General features: G+C 50.6%; 17 protein-coding genes. 9 read left to right on the forward strand and 8 right to left on the reverse strand.

The window, feature by feature from the left end:
* Nucleotides 1–34 precede the first annotated feature (34 nt).
* The gene (locus tag PCH02S_RS34155; RefSeq protein WP_127458565.1) at nucleotides 35–778 is read right to left on the reverse strand and encodes a DNA-3-methyladenine glycosylase family protein; all 744 of its coding nucleotides are present in this window, start codon (nucleotides 776–778) and stop codon (nucleotides 35–37) included.
* Between the two features lie 118 nt (nucleotides 779–896).
* On the opposite strand from PCH02S_RS34155, the gene PCH02S_RS34160 reads away from it, so the two are divergent.
* From PCH02S_RS34160 to PCH02S_RS34175, 4 genes are all read left to right on the forward strand, one after another.
* On the forward strand, nucleotides 897–2,885 hold the full coding sequence (locus tag PCH02S_RS34160) for a GTP-binding protein (RefSeq protein ID WP_127458578.1): 1,989 nt from the start codon (nucleotides 897–899) through the stop codon (nucleotides 2,883–2,885).
* Nucleotides 2,886–3,081: 196 nt separating this feature from the next.
* Nucleotides 3,082–3,645, forward strand: a complete 564-nt coding sequence (locus PCH02S_RS34165; RefSeq protein WP_127458579.1) for a glycerol-3-phosphate responsive antiterminator — start codon at nucleotides 3,082–3,084, stop codon at nucleotides 3,643–3,645.
* 17 nt (nucleotides 3,646–3,662) lie between these two features.
* Complete coding sequence (gene glpK / locus PCH02S_RS34170) at nucleotides 3,663–5,162, forward strand: glycerol kinase GlpK (protein ID WP_127458566.1); 1,500 nt, start codon at nucleotides 3,663–3,665, stop codon at nucleotides 5,160–5,162.
* Nucleotides 5,163–5,329: 167 nt separating this feature from the next.
* Nucleotides 5,330–7,015, forward strand: a complete 1,686-nt coding sequence (locus PCH02S_RS34175; RefSeq protein WP_127458580.1) for a glycerol-3-phosphate dehydrogenase/oxidase — start codon at nucleotides 5,330–5,332, stop codon at nucleotides 7,013–7,015.
* 304 nt (nucleotides 7,016–7,319) lie between these two features.
* On the opposite strand, the gene PCH02S_RS34180 is transcribed toward PCH02S_RS34175, so the two are convergent.
* A complete protein-coding gene (locus PCH02S_RS34180; RefSeq protein WP_127458567.1) occupies nucleotides 7,320–9,023 on the reverse strand; it encodes a hypothetical protein in 1,704 nt (567 codons plus the stop codon).
* Between the two features lie 251 nt (nucleotides 9,024–9,274).
* Here PCH02S_RS34180 and PCH02S_RS34185 point away from each other — a divergent pair, with 251 nt between their 5' ends.
* A complete protein-coding gene (locus PCH02S_RS34185) occupies nucleotides 9,275–9,808 on the forward strand; it encodes a GbsR/MarR family transcriptional regulator (protein WP_127458568.1) in 534 nt (177 codons plus the stop codon).
* Nucleotides 9,809–10,031: 223 nt separating this feature from the next.
* Nucleotides 10,032–10,622, forward strand: coding sequence for a TVP38/TMEM64 family protein (locus PCH02S_RS34190; RefSeq protein WP_127458569.1), 591 nt, complete (start codon nucleotides 10,032–10,034; stop codon nucleotides 10,620–10,622).
* A gap of 21 nt (nucleotides 10,623–10,643) precedes the next feature.
* Here PCH02S_RS34190 and PCH02S_RS34195 read toward each other — a convergent pair whose 3' ends face one another.
* From PCH02S_RS34195 to PCH02S_RS34215, 5 genes are all read right to left on the reverse strand, one after another.
* The gene (locus PCH02S_RS34195) at nucleotides 10,644–11,378 is read right to left on the reverse strand and encodes a DUF421 domain-containing protein (RefSeq protein ID WP_127458570.1); all 735 of its coding nucleotides are present in this window, start codon (nucleotides 11,376–11,378) and stop codon (nucleotides 10,644–10,646) included.
* A gap of 50 nt (nucleotides 11,379–11,428) precedes the next feature.
* A complete protein-coding gene (locus PCH02S_RS34200) occupies nucleotides 11,429–12,280 on the reverse strand; it encodes an SDR family oxidoreductase (protein ID WP_164819839.1) in 852 nt (283 codons plus the stop codon).
* Nucleotides 12,281–12,347: 67 nt separating this feature from the next.
* Nucleotides 12,348–12,848, reverse strand: a complete 501-nt coding sequence (locus PCH02S_RS34205; RefSeq protein ID WP_127458572.1) for a DinB family protein — start codon at nucleotides 12,846–12,848, stop codon at nucleotides 12,348–12,350.
* Between the two features lie 71 nt (nucleotides 12,849–12,919).
* The gene (locus tag PCH02S_RS34210) at nucleotides 12,920–13,855 is read right to left on the reverse strand and encodes a helix-turn-helix transcriptional regulator (RefSeq protein WP_246069402.1); all 936 of its coding nucleotides are present in this window, start codon (nucleotides 13,853–13,855) and stop codon (nucleotides 12,920–12,922) included.
* 16 nt (nucleotides 13,856–13,871) lie between these two features.
* Nucleotides 13,872–14,411, reverse strand: coding sequence for an NUDIX hydrolase (locus tag PCH02S_RS34215; protein ID WP_246069404.1), 540 nt, complete (start codon nucleotides 14,409–14,411; stop codon nucleotides 13,872–13,874).
* A 131-nt stretch (nucleotides 14,412–14,542) separates the two neighbouring features.
* On the opposite strand from PCH02S_RS34215, the gene PCH02S_RS34220 reads away from it, so the two are divergent.
* Complete coding sequence (locus PCH02S_RS34220) at nucleotides 14,543–15,991, forward strand: amidase family protein (protein ID WP_127458574.1); 1,449 nt, start codon at nucleotides 14,543–14,545, stop codon at nucleotides 15,989–15,991.
* Nucleotides 15,992–16,077: 86 nt separating this feature from the next.
* Nucleotides 16,078–16,914 (forward strand): hypothetical protein, encoded by an 837-nt coding sequence (locus PCH02S_RS34225; RefSeq protein ID WP_127458575.1) that lies wholly within the window; start codon nucleotides 16,078–16,080, stop codon nucleotides 16,912–16,914.
* Between the two features lie 64 nt (nucleotides 16,915–16,978).
* On the opposite strand, the gene PCH02S_RS34230 is transcribed toward PCH02S_RS34225, so the two are convergent.
* Nucleotides 16,979–18,208, reverse strand: a complete 1,230-nt coding sequence (locus PCH02S_RS34230) for an aminopeptidase (RefSeq protein ID WP_127458576.1) — start codon at nucleotides 18,206–18,208, stop codon at nucleotides 16,979–16,981.
* Between the two features lie 86 nt (nucleotides 18,209–18,294).
* Between PCH02S_RS34230 and PCH02S_RS34235 the strand changes: the two genes are divergently transcribed.
* A complete protein-coding gene (locus tag PCH02S_RS34235; protein WP_127458577.1) occupies nucleotides 18,295–19,956 on the forward strand; it encodes a glutamine--tRNA ligase/YqeY domain fusion protein in 1,662 nt (553 codons plus the stop codon).
* Nucleotides 19,957–20,016: the final 60 nt, after the last annotated feature.

A 20,016-nucleotide genomic window follows, 5' to 3' on the forward strand; every position in this document is an offset into this window, starting at 1 on the left:
GGAAATTATCCAATGAAGCTGATCTGCTTCAACCTCACGTCTCCTCCGCAATCACCGACGAATCCAGACAGGCTTCCACCGAAAGCCCGGAATCTACGAAGCCCATATCGACGGCACGCCATAAATACAGCGAGGCGAAGGTCCGATACGGGGACCATGCCGGGGCGATTTGCCCCAAGTAGTTGCCGTCCTTACGCTCCTCCAATTGGTGCAGCCAACGGGCAGCGCGCTGGAGACCGGCATCACCGACGGACATGATATCCTGCCGGCCCAAAGCAAACATCATGAACATTTCTGCTGTCCAAGTTCCAATGCCTTTGACACTTGTAAGCTGCTTCAGAAGCTCCTCGTTATCCAGCTCATGCAAGGCATCCAATTGCAGATCTCCGGCTATGACTTTCATGCTAAGATCGCGAATATAGCGAATCTTGGGAAAAGAGACTCCGCATTGCCGGATGGCAGTCTCATCCGCGGCGAGCACAAGCTCCGGAGTGAATTCGGGAACGATTTCTTTTACTCTGGCCTTGATGGTAGCGGCCGCTTTGGTGGATAGCTGTTGGGAAATAATTGACATTGCCAGCGATTCGAAAGGGGAGGCACTCGGTGTCAAAGTCAGCTCGCCAACCAGGCGAATAAGGCAGGCTAAACGGTGGTCAGCTTCAGAAAGCGCCAGGATAGCAGGATGCTTTTGATGCAGCAGGATCGTTGTACGCGATGTAACGGTTGGCTTTTGTTCATTGGAGTTAGAATCAGAATTAGAAGGATCGATATCTAACATAGCCGCTTACCTCCTCAAAAGTTTACGGGTAAATGTACGTAGGTGTCTGTTCTTCAAGTATAATAGGGAGACAAAGGCTGGTAAATAGAAGGAGCAGAGCACTTCAATGACCGACGAAATGGGCAAAGATCTTACTATTCCGCGAAGAAATGTGGGCATTTTCGCTCACGTGGACGCAGGCAAAACGACGACAACAGAGCATTTGCTTTATCATAGCGGGCGAATTCGCGCCTTAGGCAGTGTAGATAGCGGCACCGCGCAAACGGATTCTATGGATGTGGAACGGGAACGCGGCATTTCGGTGCGCAGTGCAACAACCACTTTTACATGGAAAGAAACTTCTATTAATCTGGTAGACACTCCTGGACACGTAGATTTCCTATCCGAAGTGGAGCGTTCTCTGCGCGTGATGGATGGCGCGATTTTGATTGTTTCTGCCGTTGAAGGGGTCCAGTCACAGACCGAGATGATTTGGCATGCGCTGCAGTCGCTCCAAATTCCAACTCTACTCTATGTGAATAAAATGGACCGCGTTGGCGCGGACGCGGACAGAGTGCTGCGCGACATAGAGAAGCAGCTCACGGGTATGGCAGTGCCTATCTACGCACCGCTCGGCGCCGAAGACACGTTCCGCGGTGCGGAGAACGTGCTGGTCGAGGGCGCGTCAGGCGCGCCCGGCTTCGACCTCGCGGCAGCGGTCGAAAAGCTGTCCGAGCTCGATGAGCAGCTGCTCACGAGCTACATCGAAGGCGTGCCCATCCCGGCACGCGAAGTAAAAGCAACCCTGCAGCGCTTTGCGCGGCAGGGGCGGGCCTTTCCTTTGCTCGTCGGAGCATCGAGCAAAGGGTTGGGGATCGAGGAGCTGATGGAAGCCATCCTCGATTATTTGCCCGGGCCGAGCGGCAGCGCGGAGCAGCCGCTATCGGCCGTGGTGTTCAAGGTCGAGCGGGACAAGACCATGGGGAGAATGGCGTACGTCCGTCTCTACGAGGGGGCGATCCGCAACCGGGACACCGTGCTCAATGCCACGCGGGGCGTGGAGGAGAAGGTGACCCAGATTCGCAAAATCGACGGCCGCCGCGCCGAAGATATCGGTTATGTTGCGGCAGGCGACATCGCCGCGATCTGCGGCTTGACGCAGGTACGCATCGGCGACGTGCTGGGCCGGCCTGATGCGGTGCCGCCGGCTCCACGGCTTGCCGTGCCGCTGTTGACCGTGCAGGTGCATGCGGAGAGCGACGCGCAGTATCCGGCACTCGTTGCCGCGCTGCAGGAGCTTACGGACGAGGATCCGCTGCTTGATCTCCAATGGCTGCAAGAGGAACGCGAGCTGCATGTGAAGGTGATGGGCGCTATCCAGCTTGAGATTCTAACCAGTCTGCTGGCTTCGCGATTCGGGCTGCAAGCAAGGTTCGATCAGCCTTCCGTGATCTACAAAGAAACGCCTTCTCAGCCAGGTGAAGGTTTCATTGCTTATACGATGCCCAAGCCGTGCTGGGCCATACTGCGCTTCCGCATCGAGCCCGGGGCGCCGGGCAGCGGACTCGTGTATTCGTCGCAGGTACGCGCCGATCAATTGTTGGCGCAGTACCAAAGCGAAGTGGAGCGCCGAGTGCCGGAAGCGCTGCAACAAGGGCTGCTCGGTTGGGAAGTTACCGATCTCAAGGTAACGCTCGTGGAGGGTGAGCATCATGTATGGCATACGCACCCGCTTGATTTTGCTGTTGCGACACCGATGGGTCTCATGCAGGGCTTGGCGCAAACGGGAACTACACTGCTTGAGCCGATGCTGCAAGTGCGCATTACCGTTCCAGAGGTTTACGGAGGCAAGGTGCTGAGCGATTTGGTGCAAATGCGGGCAAGTTTTGATCCGCCGCAGCTGAGCGGTGATCGATTTGTCGTTGAAGGCCGGCTGCCCGTGGCTACTTCTCTGGACTATCCAGTGAAGCTTAGTGCGATGTCCGGAGGCAGAGGGGTTATCACTTCGTCGTTCGGGGGCTACCAGCCGAGTCCGCCGGATGTGCACGCGGAGCGGAAGCGGCGAGGCGTGAATCCTCTCGATCAATCCAAATACATTTTAGCCGTACGCAAGGCGTTATCAACATGATTTAGAATGGGCGCGGTTCTCATTGACAGGTGGAGCAGGTGTCAGTACAATGGGAAGTAAGTTAATAACATGTGACGGAGAACAGGAGACTCACAGGGGATTGCCATTTTCATAGGAATGGGCATATCTTTTGGTGAGTTTTTTGTTGTCATCCCTCAGGGGCGTGCATAGGAACGTGTGAATGGAGATGATGAGCTTGTCTTTGCAGGAGCAACGAATTTTACCGGCGATTCGCAGAATGAAGGATTTAGAGAAGCTGCTAAAAACTTCTTATACCTATATTGTGCTGCTGGACAGCCATGTTGGACAGTTGAAAAACATCGTGGATCTGGGCCGGGCAAACGGCAAAAAGCTGCTGCTGCACGCGGATTTGATTGAAGGGCTGAAAAATGACGAGTATGCGGCGGAGTTCCTGTGTCAGAGCATTCGTCCTGCCGGGATCATTTCTACACGGGGCACGGTCATCACGAAGACGAAACAGAATGGGCTCATCGCCATTCAGCGCCTTTTTCTCCTGGATAGCAGCGCACTTGAAAAGAGCTATACGCTCTTGGAACGAACGCAGCCAGATTACATCGAGGTCCTACCTGGCATTATTCCGCACATTATTAAGGAAGTGAAGGAACGTTCGGGTATTCCTATTTTTGCAGGAGGACTCATTCGTTCTGTAGGCGATGTGGAGCAGGCATTAGGAGCTGGAGCGACAGCCGTCACGACGTCGAACACAGAGCTGTGGCAGCAGTATCATCAACGATCCTAACTTTTGGAGGTAGAACAATGGCAGAAGCCTCTTCCTATATTCTTTCGCTGGATCAGGGAACGACAAGTTCCAGAGCGATTTTGTTTAATCAAAAAGGGAGCATCGTGCACACGGCCCAGCAGGAGTTTAAGCAGCATTTTCCGAAGCCGGGCTGGGTAGAGCATGATGCGAATGAAATATGGCTATCGATTCAGGGAGTCATCGCGGCGGTTTTGTCGGAATCCGGCATTCAGCCGGCGGAGATCGCAGGTATTGGCATCACGAACCAACGTGAAACGGCGGTTGTCTGGGATCGGCATACGGGAATGCCGGTGTATCATGCCATTGTATGGCAATCTCGCCAGACAGCGGATATTTGCGAGGCGCTTAAGGCGCAAGGGCTTAACGATATTTTTCGCGAGCGCACGGGGCTTTTAATTGACGCTTACTTCTCGGGGACCAAGATCAAATGGATTCTGGATCACGTGGACGGCGCAAGAGAGAAAGCGGAGCGTGGAGATTTGCTGTTTGGCACGATGGACACTTGGCTGATTTGGAAGCTGACAGGCGGCAAGGCGCATGTGACGGATTATTCCAACGCTTCGCGTACGCTGCTCTATAATATCCATGAGCTGAAGTGGGATGAAGTGCTGTTAGGTTATCTGGATATCCCGGCTTCCATGCTGCCAGAGGTGCGTTCTTCTTCGGAAGTGTATGGCTATACGCAGGAAAATCTCTTGTTCGGCTCGGCGATCCCGATTGCGGGTGCGGCGGGTGATCAGCAGGCAGCCTTGTTCGGGCAGGCTTGTTTTGAAAAAGGGATGGCGAAGAATACCTATGGCACCGGCTGTTTTATGCTGATGAACACGGGCAATCATGCGATTCCTTCGCGCAGCGGGCTTTTGACCACGATTGCCTGGGGACTGAACGGGAAAGTGGAGTATGCGCTGGAAGGCAGTATTTTCGTTGCGGGATCGGCAATTCAGTGGCTGCGTGACGGGCTGCGGATGATCAAAATGGCGCAGGACACCGAGGCTTACGCCCAGCGTGTAGAGTCGACGGACGGCGTTTATGTCGTTCCGGCTTTTGTCGGTCTGGGTACGCCCTATTGGGATAGCGACGTTCGAGGCGCGATTTTCGGGTTGACGCGGGGAACGTCCAAGGAGCATTTTATCCGGGCAACGCTTGAATCCCTTGCTTATCAGACGAAAGATGTGCTGCAGGCGATGGAGGACGATTCCGGCATTCAGCTCACGAAGTTGCGGGTTGATGGCGGCGCCGTGAGGAATAACTTCCTCATGCAGTTCCAAAGCGACATGCTTGGCGTCACGGTGGAGCGTCCGGTCATCAGCGAAACGACGGCGCTTGGGGCAGCTTTCTTGGCTGGGTTGGCTGTAGGTTTTTGGCAAGATCAAGCGGAAATTGCGGCACAGTGGCAGGTGGATGAGGCTTTCAAGCCTGTGATGGATGCAGAACGCCAAGAACAATTGTACAGCGGTTGGAAAAAAGCAGTTGGAGCCGCGATGGCTTTTAAATAATTTGGGTTATGCTATGATATACTTATAACAAGTTAATAATTTGGTTGGAGACTAGGGAGAAGCCACAGCGGCCTGCACGTGATAGCGTGTTGGGTTTGTTGCGGCTTTTTATTTTTCATATACGAAGGGAGATTATTGAGATGACTGTAATGACGGAGATGCGAGAAATGACACATAGCTTTAGCGGGTTACAAAGAAAAGAAATGCTGCAAAACATGTCGGAGAAAACCTTTGATTTAATCGTAATCGGAGGAGGCATTACTGGCGCAGGCATCGCGCTTGACGCCCAGAGTAGAGGGCTGCGCACGGCGCTGATCGATATGCAGGATTTTGCTGCGGGAACGTCGAGCCGGTCGACGAAGCTTGTGCACGGAGGGCTGCGGTATTTGAAACAGCTGGATGTGAAGGTTGTCGCTGAAGTGGGCAAAGAGCGTGCGATTGTGTACGAAAATGGTCCGCACGTCACGACGCCGGAGTGGATGCTGCTGCCTTTTTATAAAGGGGGCACGTTCGGCAAGCTGTCTACGTCTCTTGGTTTAAGGGTCTACGATTTCTTAGCGGGAGTGAAACGAGCGGAGCGCCGTAAAATGTTCCGTCCACAGGAAACACTGGGGCATGAACCGCTACTGAAAAAGAAAGATCTGCGAGGCGGCGGCTACTATGTGGAATATCGCACGGATGATGCGCGTCTGACGATTGAGGTTATGAAAAAGGCTGTGGAGCTTGGCGCACAAGCTGTGAATTATGCCAAAGTAGAAGAGCTGCTGATGAAAAACGGCAAATTAGTTGGCGTTCGGGTGGCGGATCAGCTGGGTGGTAACGGCGAGAAATCATCATACTCGCTATACGCGAGCAAGATTGTGAATGCAGCTGGACCTTGGGTGGATACACTGCGTGAAATGGACCACTCCAAGAAAGGCAAAACGCTCCATCTGACCAAAGGGGTACATCTGGTGTTCGATCAAAGCAAATTCCCGCTGCGTCAGGCGATTTATTTTGATACGCCGGATGGGCGCATGGTGTTTGCCATTCCGCGTGACGGCAAAACTTATGTCGGGACGACGGATACGAATTATAAAGGGGATATCGTGAATCCCCGAATTACCGTTGCGGACCGCGCCTATGTGCTGCGCGCCGCGAATGAGATGTTCCCGACCCTCGGCTTGACGGAAGCGGACGTGGAGTCGAGCTGGACCGGGCTGCGCCCGCTGATCCATCAGGAGGGCAAAGACCCTTCGGAGATTTCGCGCCGCGATGAAATCTTCGTGTCGGACTCCGGCCTTATTTCGATGGCCGGGGGCAAGCTGACCGGCTACCGCAAAATGGCGGAGACGGTCGTAGACAAGATCGCCGCCATGCTGGTGGCGGAGGGACTGGTTTCGGCGACGGCGTTGTCGCCGAGCCGTACCCGCACGCTGCCGATTTCCGGCGGCGAGGTCGGCGGCTCCGCGAAGCTGGAGTCGTTCTTGCAGAGCAAGATCAGCCAAGGCCAGCGGCTCGGGCTGACGAGTGCTGAGGCTGCGCTGCTGGCGCGGCGGTACGGCTCCAATGTGGATGCCGTGTTTGCCTTGGTGGCGCAGTACTGGAATGAGGCGGAGTGCCGGAAGATGCCCGCCGCTGTGCTCGCTTCGCTCGTGTACGCGATCGAGTGCGAGATGGCTGTGAAGCCGGCGGATTTCTTCATCCGCCGCACGGGGGCCCTCTTCTTCGATATCGCGTGGGCACGGCAGTGGAAGGCGCCGGCCATCGCCTTCATGGCGGAGCGCTTCGGCTGGAACGAAGCGCAGCAGGCGGCCTACACCGCCGAGTTGGAGCAGCTGCTCCATGAGGCGGTGAACCCGCTCGAGGCGTGAGCTCGAGCGGGGGTTCCTCTAGGATGACTAATGTTGCCTCTGCTACAATAGAAGGAAAAACTACCGCTAATCGGAGCTGCGTTGGTCTAGGCTAAGCAATTGCAGGAGAAGCTCCAGCTAATTCATCGGATAATGGACGAAATCGCTGGATTTCGTGGAATTAACTGCAGGAATTCCATTTAAGTTGTTTAAAGTGGACGAGATGCGGTGAATAACAGGAGAAATCGGCGTTACGGAAAACCCAAAAAGAGCTGTCTCAAAAGGTCAGGATTGACCTATGAGACAGCTCTTTTTCAATTACCGATTAGGCTTTGCTTGGTGTGTAACCAGGGGTGTTGATAATTTCTGAGAGCTTCAAAGCGCCTTCGGAGTAATACTTATCAGCATCTGCTTGTGTTGCGCGGTGCATGGAAACTTGGAAATCAAGGTCTTGTCTAAGGACTTTCAGAACCTTTTCTTTCAGTTCGCCTGGATCCAGGTTAGCCGCAGAAGCTGCAAGGGTTTTACCTTGGCGAAGATCCTCAAGCACGTCTTTCTCTTCTCTTTTACCGAAAACGGCGGTGTCGTTGATTACGCGATCGATACGGGTTTGAATGACCTTTTCTAGATCGGCCTGAGCTGTAACAGATTCAGGTGTGTAACCAGGTGCGTTGATAATGTCCGTAAGCTTCGCTGCGCCTTCGGAATAATATTTATTAGCATCTTCTTGTGTTGCGCGATTCAAAGATACTTGGAAATCAAGATCCTGTCTCAGAAGGTTCAAAACTTTTTCTTTGAATTCGCCTGGATCCAATCTTGCTGCAGAGGCAACAAGCGATTTACCTTGACGAAGGTCCTCGCGAACATCGCGCTCTTCTTTTTTACCGAAGACAGCTGCATCATTGATCACGCGATCGATACGAGCTTGAACGACATTTTTCAGATCCGCTTGAACCGCGGCAGTCTCAGGCGTGTAACCAGGTGTATTAATGATATCCGCAATTTTGGAAACTGCTTCTGCATAAGACTTGTTAGCATCTTCTTGAGTTGCTTGACCCATAGCGACTACGAAATCAAGATCTTGTCGAATGACATTCGAAATTTTTTCTTTTAGTTCGCCTGGATCTAAATTAGCTGCCGAAGCAACAAGTGTTTTGCCTTGGAGTAAATCCTCACGAACGTCTTTTTCATCTTTTCTAGCGAAGAAAGCTGTGTCAGTAATAACACGGTTAATGCGGCTAGCAACAAGTTTACTTAAATCTTTAGCTGCCCATTTCACGCTATCTGGATTGTAGCCGGATGTATTCATGATTTCGGAAAGTTTACCTGCGCCTAGGGCGTAGAAACGATCGGCATCAGCTTGAGACATTCCGTACGTAGAGACCTGGAATTGCAGATCTTGTTTAAGCAAGCCCAGCAAATCATCTTTTAACTCGCCTGGATCCAAGGATGTTGCGGATTGAACAAGTGTATTCCCTTGGCGAAGAGCTTCGGAAATGTCATTTTGATCTTTTCTTGCAAAGCTGGCTGTATCACGCACGACGTTATCCAATCGATTCATAACAAGATGAGCTAGAATTGCGTTGCTGTCAGCAGTAGGAAGCTTATCGCCTTTTGTTTCCAAGATGGCACCCAGTTGTTCAGCAACTGCGGCTTCGCTAGCTAACAATTCGTCAGCTGAAATGATGCCGTAGCTGCTTGCCTTATGTAAATCAAAGGTAATGATAGGTGTCAAATCAGAAAGCAGATCAGCGCTGCTAATTCCAGTAGCTTCAGGCAGCGTGTCTCCAACAGCAAGAGCGTCTCTAATATCGTCTTCGTCTTTGCCTGTGGCTTGAGCGGCATCCTTAGCAAGGATAGACAGGTGATAGTTGATAAGTTGGCTTGCAAAAGAATTTTCTTGCAAAGTTGATTTTGCTGCTGGAACCGCTTCGTCAGCGAATGCCTTACCCGCAGTAAGGGCAGAGCCTGAAAGCAGAATTGCGGCAGCAAGTGTGCCTGTTGATAAAATTTTGAATGGTTTCTTCACTCGAAACATCTCCCTCGTATATCTATAAAATATTACTAACTGCATTGCGTTAGTATTTATCGTTAACAACGTTGTTAATGATCATAATATAAATCCGCTGCCGGGTATTGTCAATTCCGGATTGTGAAATGTTACACAATGTTCACAATATCGATTTTTGTCAATATTTCGACATTAAAGTTGACTGGCTGTTTTTTTTTGACTACAATTATCCTTGATATCTTAATTTTTCACAGAGGAGGAGAGTAGCGATGGATCAACATGAACAGACTTTCTCTGAGTGGAAACAAACAATTAGCGATTTTATGTCACTGAATTACGAAAAAAAAGGCTTTAGTCCGCTTGTTGGGAAAATATTCGCACAGCTTATGTTCGCTACTTGTCCTCTTAGTTTGCAGGATATTGTGGAACAGCTTGGCGTTACCAAGGCTGCTGTAAGCATTCAAATACGTAATATGGAAAGAATGGGCATGTGCAGGAAGATGCCTTCGAGTAACGATCGAAGAGATTATTACTATGTTTCTGAAAGCTATAGTCTGAATCACGTTCGCAAAATCGTTCAGGATTTGGAATTATTTCATAAATGGGCGGAGAAAACCGTACAAGAAATCCCCAATATCGAAACTTGCAGTTCAGAGCAGAAGGAGTCGCTGGAGCAATTTTCCCAAAGATTCTCGTTGCTGGCTGCGATGTACGATATGCTGCATCCTATGATCAAGGAAGTAGAGGAGAAGTGGGAGCAGTGTGTGGTTGAACGCAAAAAAGCCAAAGAAAAGAACACGTAAAGTCTATCGTAACCGTTTACACGGCCCGATGGGCTTTTTTTTCGAATTTCCTGGATTGGAAAAGGGGCTATCCAACTGGTCATTCCTGACATGTTGAGACGGCCCTGTTTTCGTTGTATGCGCTTGCCCCAAAACGTGCTCCAATCTCGTAAAATATGCTATCATGCCTATAGGCGGCGGCGCTTCCGCCATTCATTCTTGCAAGCAAAGTAGGTGTTTCCCAATGGGATTATCAGAGCTTCTGTCTTATATGACGGAAGAGAACTTGGCCATGCTGGTCGATAAATACCGATCCCTGGGCCCGCTGCCGGGTCTTCTTCTGCCTTTTATGAAATCATTCATCCCGCCTCTGCCGACACTTGTCATTATTAGCGTAAATGCGGCTGTATACGGGCTATGGCTCGGATTTTTGTACTCATGGATCGGGATCGTCGGCGGCTGTTTGGTGACGTTCGCGATTGTGAAAAAAGTGGCTGGGCACCCCTATTTAGTGCGGTGGTCGCAGAAACCGAAGGTGCAGAAAAGTCTGGTATGGGCTCGTCGGCAGGCTTTTAATTATGTGTTTCTGCTGAGTCTCTTTCCCGTGGGACCGTTTGTCGTCATTAATATGGCGGCAGGTTTAGTTGGGATGAGATTCCGTTCCTTTCTGGTTGCTGTGCTTGCCGGAAAAGCTGTTATGGTGATGTCGGTTTCCTTTATCGGCTATGATATTCATCGGTTTATCGAGAACCCAGCCCGTCTGATCTACGTCGTTCTATTCGTAGGGGCTTCGATGGTGATTAGTAAAAGAATTGAAAAACGGTTTAGTCATTAATTAAAAATGAACGGACGCTTCTCAGGAAGTCGTTCGTTCATTTTTTTCGGTCATATCAGCTTCTGTATATACCCGTATTTGAGCTTGATCATCCATGGTGGCAAACACGACATCGTCCCAGTCAACCAGATTAGCATGAATCTGGGCTTCCAGCCATTTTCTGTTTTTTCCTTGCTGGGTTAGCTGTTTCTCATTCATCGTACCTTCAACAATAATCGGCTTCACCAATGAGAAGGAGGAGGTAGGAAGGTGCATGTCTTTGGGCGTAACCGGTTGGTACTGCGGCTCAAGGAATACGGAAATCGTTCCTCCTGGCTCCCATAAAGCAAGAGCCACCTTATCAATATCCTCAACCTGTTGCTTCCGCAGCTCAGAGAACAGATGGTCTACCGAAATGCGCGCTTTGCGCAAATTCCTCATAACCATATTCCCATGCTTGATTAGCGTCAAAGGCGACGGGTCCAGAAAATGCTTAAGCACATTCCACTTCAGACTTAACCAGGATGTTAAGACGTACAAGACTACAAGTACGGTGGTGGAAATCATAGAGCCGGTCAACGACAAACGCTCATCCGAGAGAGGGTGGGCAATAATATTGCCCAAGATCAGTGCAATGATGAAATCTAGGAATCTAAGCTGGGAAATGGAGCGCTGTCCGAGCAATTTAGCGGCAATGAGCAGGAAAAAGTAGCCGACAACAGCTCTCATCATCCATTCAAGCGCAGTTAAGGATTCCTGGCTATGAAAGAAGGCCAATCGAAGTCACACTCCGTGTATCAGAATCGTAAACCTCGATTATTCTCCCCTTATTTTCCAGGCTTTAATCCAACTTCCCGCTCGCTCCATGCCCAGAACCGTTCGGCGAATTCATCATCTCGGGCCTTCTCGGAGACAGGCGCAATCTTCTTCTTATAAAAATATTCGCCGCTAACGGAGCGCACATCCGGACTGGACGCCAAATAAATGGCTGTCTCCGCGCCCTGTGCCGGCGTTAGGAAAAAAGGCCGCAGCAAGCGGTGAACGGCCTTCCCGAAACCGGTGTCCCGATCGACACCGATGTTCGTACCGACCGCGCCGGGATGCAGCGCGTTCACCGTCACTGCTGTGCCTGCAAGCCGCTTGGCCAGCTCGCGTGTAAACCAAATATTCGCAATCTTGGATTGCGAATAGCCTCTCCAAACACTGAACCCTCGGGTCAGGTGAGGGTTGTTGAAGTCGAAGCGCCCGATCTTGTGGGCGCCTGAGGAGACATTGATGATCCGCCCCTGCGGGGCGCGAACCAGGGCTTCGAGCAGCAGCTGGGTCAGCAGGAAGTGGCCCAGATGGTTCACGCCGAGCATCGCTTCGTAACCGTTGGACGTTGTTTGCCGTTTCACGGTAACCACGCCTGCGTTGTTCACAAGCACGTCCAGCACGTTATGTTTGGCGAGGAAGGCGTCAGCGAACGTACGAATGCTAGCGAGAGAGCCAAGATCGCAAAGCATAAGCTCGATGCGCTCTGACCCGCTCTGGCGGCGGGCTTCGGCAAGCGCCAGCTCGCCTCTTGGCTGACTGCGGCACAGCATGATCACGTAAGCCCCCTTACGGGCGAGCTCCACGGTTGTTGCAAGTCCCATTCCGGAATTAGCGCCGGTAACGATAACGGTTTGATTGTACAAACGAGACCACTCCTTGGGCTTTTTTTCCATTATAGCTCAAGGAGGGTCGCGTGGCTCAAGTAATCAATTAGACCAGCGGCTGCATGCCTCTTTCCAACCAATCTTCGCGAGTGGGTCCGTAAATATCCGGAACGCGTAGACCGGCTTGGCGCATCAAAACGATCATTTCGCCACGGTGGTGGATTTCGTGTGAGATCAGCATACGCAACGTTGTTGCATTCAGCCACATTTGGCCGTACATGTCGGTGGACTCTGTAAGCTTGGTATCTATCCACTGGGACTGGATGGCACTTGTCAGTGCCGCTGATGTAGCGCGGTAAGCATCGGCTATGGTTTTGGCTGAGTCAGGCGCATGCTCATCCCCTTCCGGCGCTTCGAATTCGAGTCCTACGCGAGATAACATTTCATGGATGGTTGTGGCGATATGCCAAGCTAGCTGTCCGAGTGTGCGGAAGTCCGGCGCGATTTGCTGCTTCAGGGATGCATCTGTAAGTGTGTCGAGTACGCGTTGTGTCGCAGTAGATTCTTCTTTCCATTCGTTCACGAAATCTTGAATTGATCTAAACATGAGGAAAAAGCCTCCTTAGATTGGATATACCCTAAGTATAGACAACCATGACTGACAGCATAATGTCAGTGTTAGGAATAGAGCTGAACAATTTTTTCAGCTTTTTCTTTGATGGTGACTGCGAGATGGGCGGGTTCGAGAATTCGCACACTAGGCCCATAGCCGAGCAGCAGGCTGTGCAGCCAGGGCTCGTCCGGCTGTCTGGCCGTAATGATCATAGAGCCATCCGTCTGATAAGCGATCTGCTGAGGCTGGAAATAATCCTCAATTTGCGCCTGGATGCTTTGCTGCGCATGCAAAACCATATTAATCAATATGGAAGGGTCTCTTTTGCCCCAACCATATTGAAACGGTTCCTTCACCTCAGCCCGACGTTCAAACGTCTCCGGGAGCACTTCAATTTCCTTCATGCGGTTTAGCCGGAAAATCCGAAAATCCTGACGAAGCAGGCAGTAGCCGTACAAGTACCAGCCAAACCCTTTGGCGACGATGCTCATAGGCTCCGCTGTGCGAATGGACTGCTCGCTTTGTGAAGAGATATATTGAAAGGAGATCTGTCTCGATTCCTTAATAGCGGATCGCAGCATGTTCAGCTTCTCTTTATCCTCGCCGCCTCGTCGCCACGGATTCATATCAATGATGAGCTGGTCGTCCAATCGGGCAGCGGTGTTTTGTTCCGACTTTGCTACAAGTGCGCCGACTTTATCGAGCAGGTTGCCGATTTCCTGGTCGCCGACCGTGGAGCGAATTCCTTTTAACCCGACGATGATGGATTGCAGCTCTTCCAGGGAGAGGAATTGGCGCTCCAATCGGTACTGGTCCATAATTTCATACCCGCCGCTCAACCCGGCAAATGACACGATAGGAATACCCGCTTGGTTAATGGCTTCCACGTCCCGGTATACAGTTCGCAGAGACACCTCAAAACGCTCCGAAAGCTCCTTCGCGCTTATTCTTCGGCGGTTCAACAGCAGCATGGTGATCGCTAGTAAACGGTCGATTTTCAAAAAAACACCTCACGGATTAAAAATACGTTCCTTTCGCCCGGTCTTGTCCGGTTAAAAAGCTAACGGCATGTTCCAGAATGATTCTATCGCGTAAAAGCATGAATTTGGCCGAATAACGCTGACATTTGTGCAGGGAGGCAGCCATCACGTCCAATGCTTCATCGAGTGTCATCCAGGCCACCGACATCCCCAGCCTCAATTCATTTTCGGTTAGTGAAGGGGCGCTGGAAGGGTGGTGCGCTTTGGCAATGTAACAGTAGGAAAGCTGCATAAAATGATTGCGGTTCTTATGCTCCTCGATAACGCCTAATTCGTGCGTAATTTCCGCCTCATAGCCGGTCTCTTCCTTGATTTCCCGTAAAAAAGCAGCCTTCGGCAGCTCGTTGTCCTCAATCCCGCCGCCAGGCAGCTTGTACAGATCTGATTCTGATAAATACATCATCGCAATGTTCATCAAGCCGTCAATGAGAATGCCCCGGGATGAATAGCGGGAAACGCGGTCTATTAATACAGGATCGCCGCCCAACATATCGCTGTCTGTTATTCGTTTGATCATTTGCACGAGGATCACCTGCCTTATTTGAAGAGCGGAAAATACCCGCTGAAATGCATTCCAAAAATACCCACACCAAGAGTATAGTATAACTTAGGCAGTCATGTCTCGAAACTTACAGGAGGCGATCAAATTTGTCTAAAAAACCGGATGAATGGATTGTAGAAGCCGATATCAAAACATTGCAAAAAGCTATGGAAGCGGGCGAAATTCGTGCCGTCGATCTGGTTGCTTTCTATGTAAAAAGAATTGAAAAATGTAATAAGATTATCAATGCCGTGCTGGAAATCAATCCGGATGCCCTTCAAATCGCACAAGCGCTTGATGATGAGCGTCAAAAGCAGGGAAGCCGAGGCCCGCTGCACGGCATTCCGATCCTGCTTAAAGATAATATAGATACGGGTGACCGCATGCATACGAGTGCCGGTTCTATGGCCTTAGCGCAATCATATGCTGCTGAGGATGCATTCATAGCCGCCAAACTGCGGGAATCCGGTGCTGTGTTATTAGGGAAAGTGAATATGACCGAATGGGCCAATTTCATGTCCGGACCGATGCCGTCAGGCTATAGTTCCAGAGGCGGACAAGTCCTGAACCCTTACGGTCCGGGACGGTTTGAGGTTGGTGGATCCAGTTCGGGCTCCGGCGCAGCAACCGCAGCCGGCTTCGCAGCAGCGGCTATCGGGACGGAAACGTCCGGTTCTATCGTGAACCCTGCACATCATAACAGCTTGGTCGGTCTGAAGCCTACGGTAGGATTACTTAGCCGTATTGGCATCATTCCCATCTCTCACTCTCAGGATACCCCGGGGCCGATGACACGGACAGTTACGGACGCTGCGCTGCTTCTCGGAGCGCTGACTGGCGTGGATGCACGTGATCCTTTGAGTCTTGTCAGCGAAGGGAACAGTCCCAGTGAGAAGGATCATACTACCTTTCTGGACGCTAATAGCCTTCGAGGGGCTAGAATTGGCATTCCTCGATGGTTCTACAAAGATTTGAACGAGGAAGAGCAACGTATTGCTGAAAACGCCATCCAAGTGCTGCGCGAGCAGGGCGCCGTTGTGATTGACCCCGTGTCGCTTCCATGCGAGCAGGCAGAGTGGAATTCCGAAGTGCTGCGATACGAATTTAAAAAAGACCTTAACGACTATTTGGCCAAGCTCGATGTCTCCGTTCCAGTACATACGTTGCGGGAGGTTATTGCTTTTAATCATGAGCATGCAGAAAAGGCTTTGGTTTATGGGCAAAACACACTGATTTGGTCGGATGAAACGAGCGGTACGTTGACAGAGGATGAATATCTCCGCAATTTAACCAAATATCAGGAGCTCACGCGTTCTAGCGGCATTGATCATGTGCTTGAGGAGCATCAGCTGGATGCGCTGTTTTTTCCTGGCGATGAGGGTTATGACATTGCAGCTCGTGCCGGATATCCGCTGCTGAACGTGCCTGCGGGCTATACAGCTAAAGGGCCTATGGGCGTCATGTTTTCCGCTGGCGCGTTCAGCGAAGGGAAGCTATTGGCTTTGGGGTATGCCTTTGAGCAGGCAACGAAATATCGTCGGCCTCCTAATCTGTAAAACGCCAGATTCCCGCATACAACTTGGAAAAATTTGAAACAATAAGCCGAATTCAAATCCAAGTCAAAGGGAGTCTGATGATTCACATGTTTCAAAAAAGCGCTAAAATAGCGCTGCTAGCAGCGGTAATTGGCTTGCTTCTGGGGTGCTTATCCTTTGGAGGCCAGGGCACGGTTGTGGCTCAAGCGGTGAACAACGAAGACCTTCCAGCGCCGCCATCGTCTCAGCAGCAGCCAGGACAGCTTAGACAAGCGCAGCTCATTCAGACGCGCGACATCGACGTGACAGGCGACGGCGTGCTGGATCAGGTGGCTCTTTCCGGTACGAAGCTGGACATGAACAGTCCATATTATGACCAGCTGTTCATTGTTGTGACGAGCCCTGGGCAAACGCAAGTCGTCATCCCTCTGCAAGGCGGTTACAATCCCAGCATGCAGTTCTGCGATTTTATCGGCGAGAAGCTGCCTCAGATTTATGTTTCCGCGGAAAATGGGGGAAGCGGCGGATTATCGACTTTTTACCTCTATTCACTGAAAAATAATGTGCCGACCGCCATTCCGCTGCCTGCACCACTCCGCGTTAATGCGACTTTTAAGAACAACTATGTGGTGAAAATGAAGATCGAAGAGAGCGGTAAATCGTTCAATATCGATATCAAAGACCGGAAAGACGATTACGAAAAGTTCGGCGTGTATAAAGACGGTAAGGTTGTGAAGCCGATTATCGTGGATGTGGGTGCATACAGCCTCTTGAAGCCTGTTGATAAGGCTGGAACCGGGAAGTGTGATTTGAGAGGAGTGCAGCGTATTACCGGCATTGCCAACGCCGATACGCTTGGTTACGCCACCTCTTTGTGGCAGTGGAAGAAAGGCAGATGGGTATTAAAAGAGTCTGCTGTCGTCAAAAACTATCACAGCCATTGAAGAAAGACCGCCAAGTTAAGGGGCTCATGCTCCAGATTTGGCGGTCTTCTTGTTGAGAGCGTTCTTACACCCAGTTGCCATTGCGGAACAATGGCTCGCGAGTGCCATCTTCCGATAAGCCATCGATAGCCATGTCGGCTGAACCAATCATGAAATCGACGTGGATTAAGCTTTTGTTAAAACCATTCTGGTTGAGCTCTTCGAGACTCATCGACGTTCCGCCTTCAATCGTGAAAGGATACGAATTACCTAACGCGATATGGCAGGAGGCATTTTCATCAAATAATGTATTGTAGTAGATCAATCCGGAGTTGGAAATCGGCGAATCATACGGCACAAGTGCCACTTCTCCCAAATAGCGGGCGCCTTCATCCATATCCAGCATTTTGTTCAGCACTTCTTGGCCAACTTCGGCGGTTGCTTTTACCACTTTGCCGTTCTCGAAAGTAAGCGAGAAGCCATCGATAAGAGAACCTTGATAGCTCAGTGGCAGCGTGCTGCGCACCGTTCCGTTCGTGCCTGTTTTGGCAGGCATGGTGAACACTTCTTCCGTTGGGATGTTCGGAATGAAGAAAACACCTTTCTCGGTTTCGCTTCCTGCAGCCACCCATTGGTGCTTAGGCGCAAGCTCAATGTACAGATCAGTGCCTTCTGCCTTGAAATGAAGCTGCTTATATTTCTTGCTGTTCAGCATGTTCTGTTTACCTGTCAAAGTCTCGATGTGTTCATTCCATGCAGCAACAGGATCATCTTTATCCACGCGAGTAAGTTTGAAAATTTGCTCCCAAAGCTTCTTAACACGCTCAGCTTCGCTCAAATTCGGGAATACCTTAGCGGACCATTCGGCCGTCGGGTAGGAGACCATCAACCAACTGACTTGATTGTTGCGCATGTAGTTGAGGAAGCCTTCCCGCGCTGTAGCTGCTGTTTTGCTGGAAATAGCAACACGCTCAGGGTCTACATCCTTAAGTAAGTCGGAGTTCGGTGCGTAAATTTGCAAAAATGCAGCGTCGTTTTTCGCCATTTCTTCCAGGCCGTTGGCACGCCACATCGGGTATTCACGAAGTGTTGACTCAGGCGCATGTTTAAGGCGCAGCGCTTTTACTTCATCGTCATCCCAGTCGATTACGACGTCTTTCGCGCCTGCTTCATAGGCTTTTTTAGTCAGCTTGCGCACGAATTCTGCACATGAAATCGGCGTCATGATGACGACGGTTTGGTCCTTCTGTACGTTTAATCCTACACGAATTGCGAGTTCTGCGTATTTATCCAGATAATGATCGAATGTTTCCATCGCTCGGGCTCCTTTATATTTTAGTAACTTTTAGTGTATGATAGAAAATAAAAAACTTTAACCATTGGGAGAAAGGCTGGCGCAATATGGAAACGAAGACTCCAACGAGCACCCCGTCCAATTTCATTAAGAATATTGTAATCGAAGATTTGAATTCAGGCAAAGTCAGCCAGGTGGTCACCCGTTTTCCCCCAGAGCCGAACGGATACCTTCATATAGGACATGCGAAGTCAATTGTTCTTAATTTTGAATTGGCGGATGAGTTCAAAGGGCTAACGAACCTCCGCTTTGACGATACGAATCCCGTTAAGGAAGATACAGAGTATGTGGAATCCATTAAAGCTGATGTCGAGTGGCTCGGATTTAAATGGGACGGTCTCTTTTTTGCTTCGAATTATTTCGAGGAAATGTACAACCGCGCTGTCATTCTGATTCGTAAAGGTTTGGCTTACGTAGATGATCAAACAGCGGATCAAATCCGTGAAAGTCGCGGAACATTGACTGCGCCTGGTACGAACAGCCCGCATCGCGACTGCAGCGTGGAAGAAAACCTCAGCTTGTTCGATCGCATGCGTGCCGGTGAGTTCAAAGATGGCGAGCGCGTGCTGCGCGCGAAGATCGACATGTCCTCGCCGAACATTAACTTCCGCGATCCTGTGATCTATCGTGTGGTTCATGCTCACCACCACAATACGGGTGACGCTTGGTGCATCTACCCGATGTACGCGTACGCGCATCCTATTGAGGACGCGATCGAGGGTGTCACGCATTCCATCTGTACCCTGGAGTTCGAGGATCAACGACCTTTCTACGACTGGGTCATCCGCGAGTGCGAAATGCCAAATGTGCCGAGACAATACGAATTTGCACGTTTGAATCTCACGAACACTGTGATGAGTAAAAGAAAGCTGAAACAACTCGTGGACGAGAAGGCCGTTGACGGTTGGGACGATCCGCGGATGCCGACCATTTCCGGACTGCGACGCAGAGGGTTTACACCGGAAGCGATTCGCACTTTTGCCCGTGAAATCGGTGTTGCCCGCAGTAACAGCACGGTTGATGCGAAGATGCTGGATCATTTTATCCGCGAAGATTTGAAATTGAAGGCGCTCCGCACGATGGGTATTCTCAATCCGCTGAAAGTCGTCATCACCAACTATCCGGAGGATAGCGTTGAGATGCTGGATGCCGAGAATAACTCGGAGAACCCGGAAATGGGCAGCCGCCAAATTCCATTCTCCCGTGAGATCTACATCGAGCAAGAGGATTTCATGGAAAATCCTCCGAACAAATATTTCCGCTTATTTCCCGGCAATGAAGTGCGCCTGAAAAATGCCTACTTCATCAAATGCAACGATTTCGTCAAAGACGACAGCGGCAAAGTGATCGAGCTCCACTGTACGTACGACGTCGAAACGAAAAGCGGCAGCGGCTTTACAGGCCGTAAAGTCAAAGGCACGATTCACTGGGTCGATGCGAAAAGCGCTGTACCTGCGGAGTTCCGCTTGTACGAACCGCTTATCTTGGACGACCAAGAAGACGAAAATGCCTCCTTCTTAGAAAACCTGAACCCGAACTCCCTGCAAATCGTACAAGGTTTCGTGGAAGCGGGCATGAAAGAAGCGAAGCCTCATGATAAGTTCCAATTCTTCCGCCATGGCTATTTCAACGTGGATCCGAAGCATACAACTAGCGATAAACTGGTGTTCAACCTGATTGTTTCGCTGAAAAGTTCTTTTGAAGTGTAATTTTAAAAATCCTAGCTTAGGCTAGGATTTTTTTTGATTTGTTTGGTGCTCGGCAACACT

Origin of the sequence: Paenibacillus chondroitinus NBRC 15376, assembly GCF_004000765.1 — a bacterium.
Lineage (GTDB): Bacteria > Bacillota > Bacilli > Paenibacillales > NBRC-103111 > Paenibacillus_E > Paenibacillus_E chondroitinus.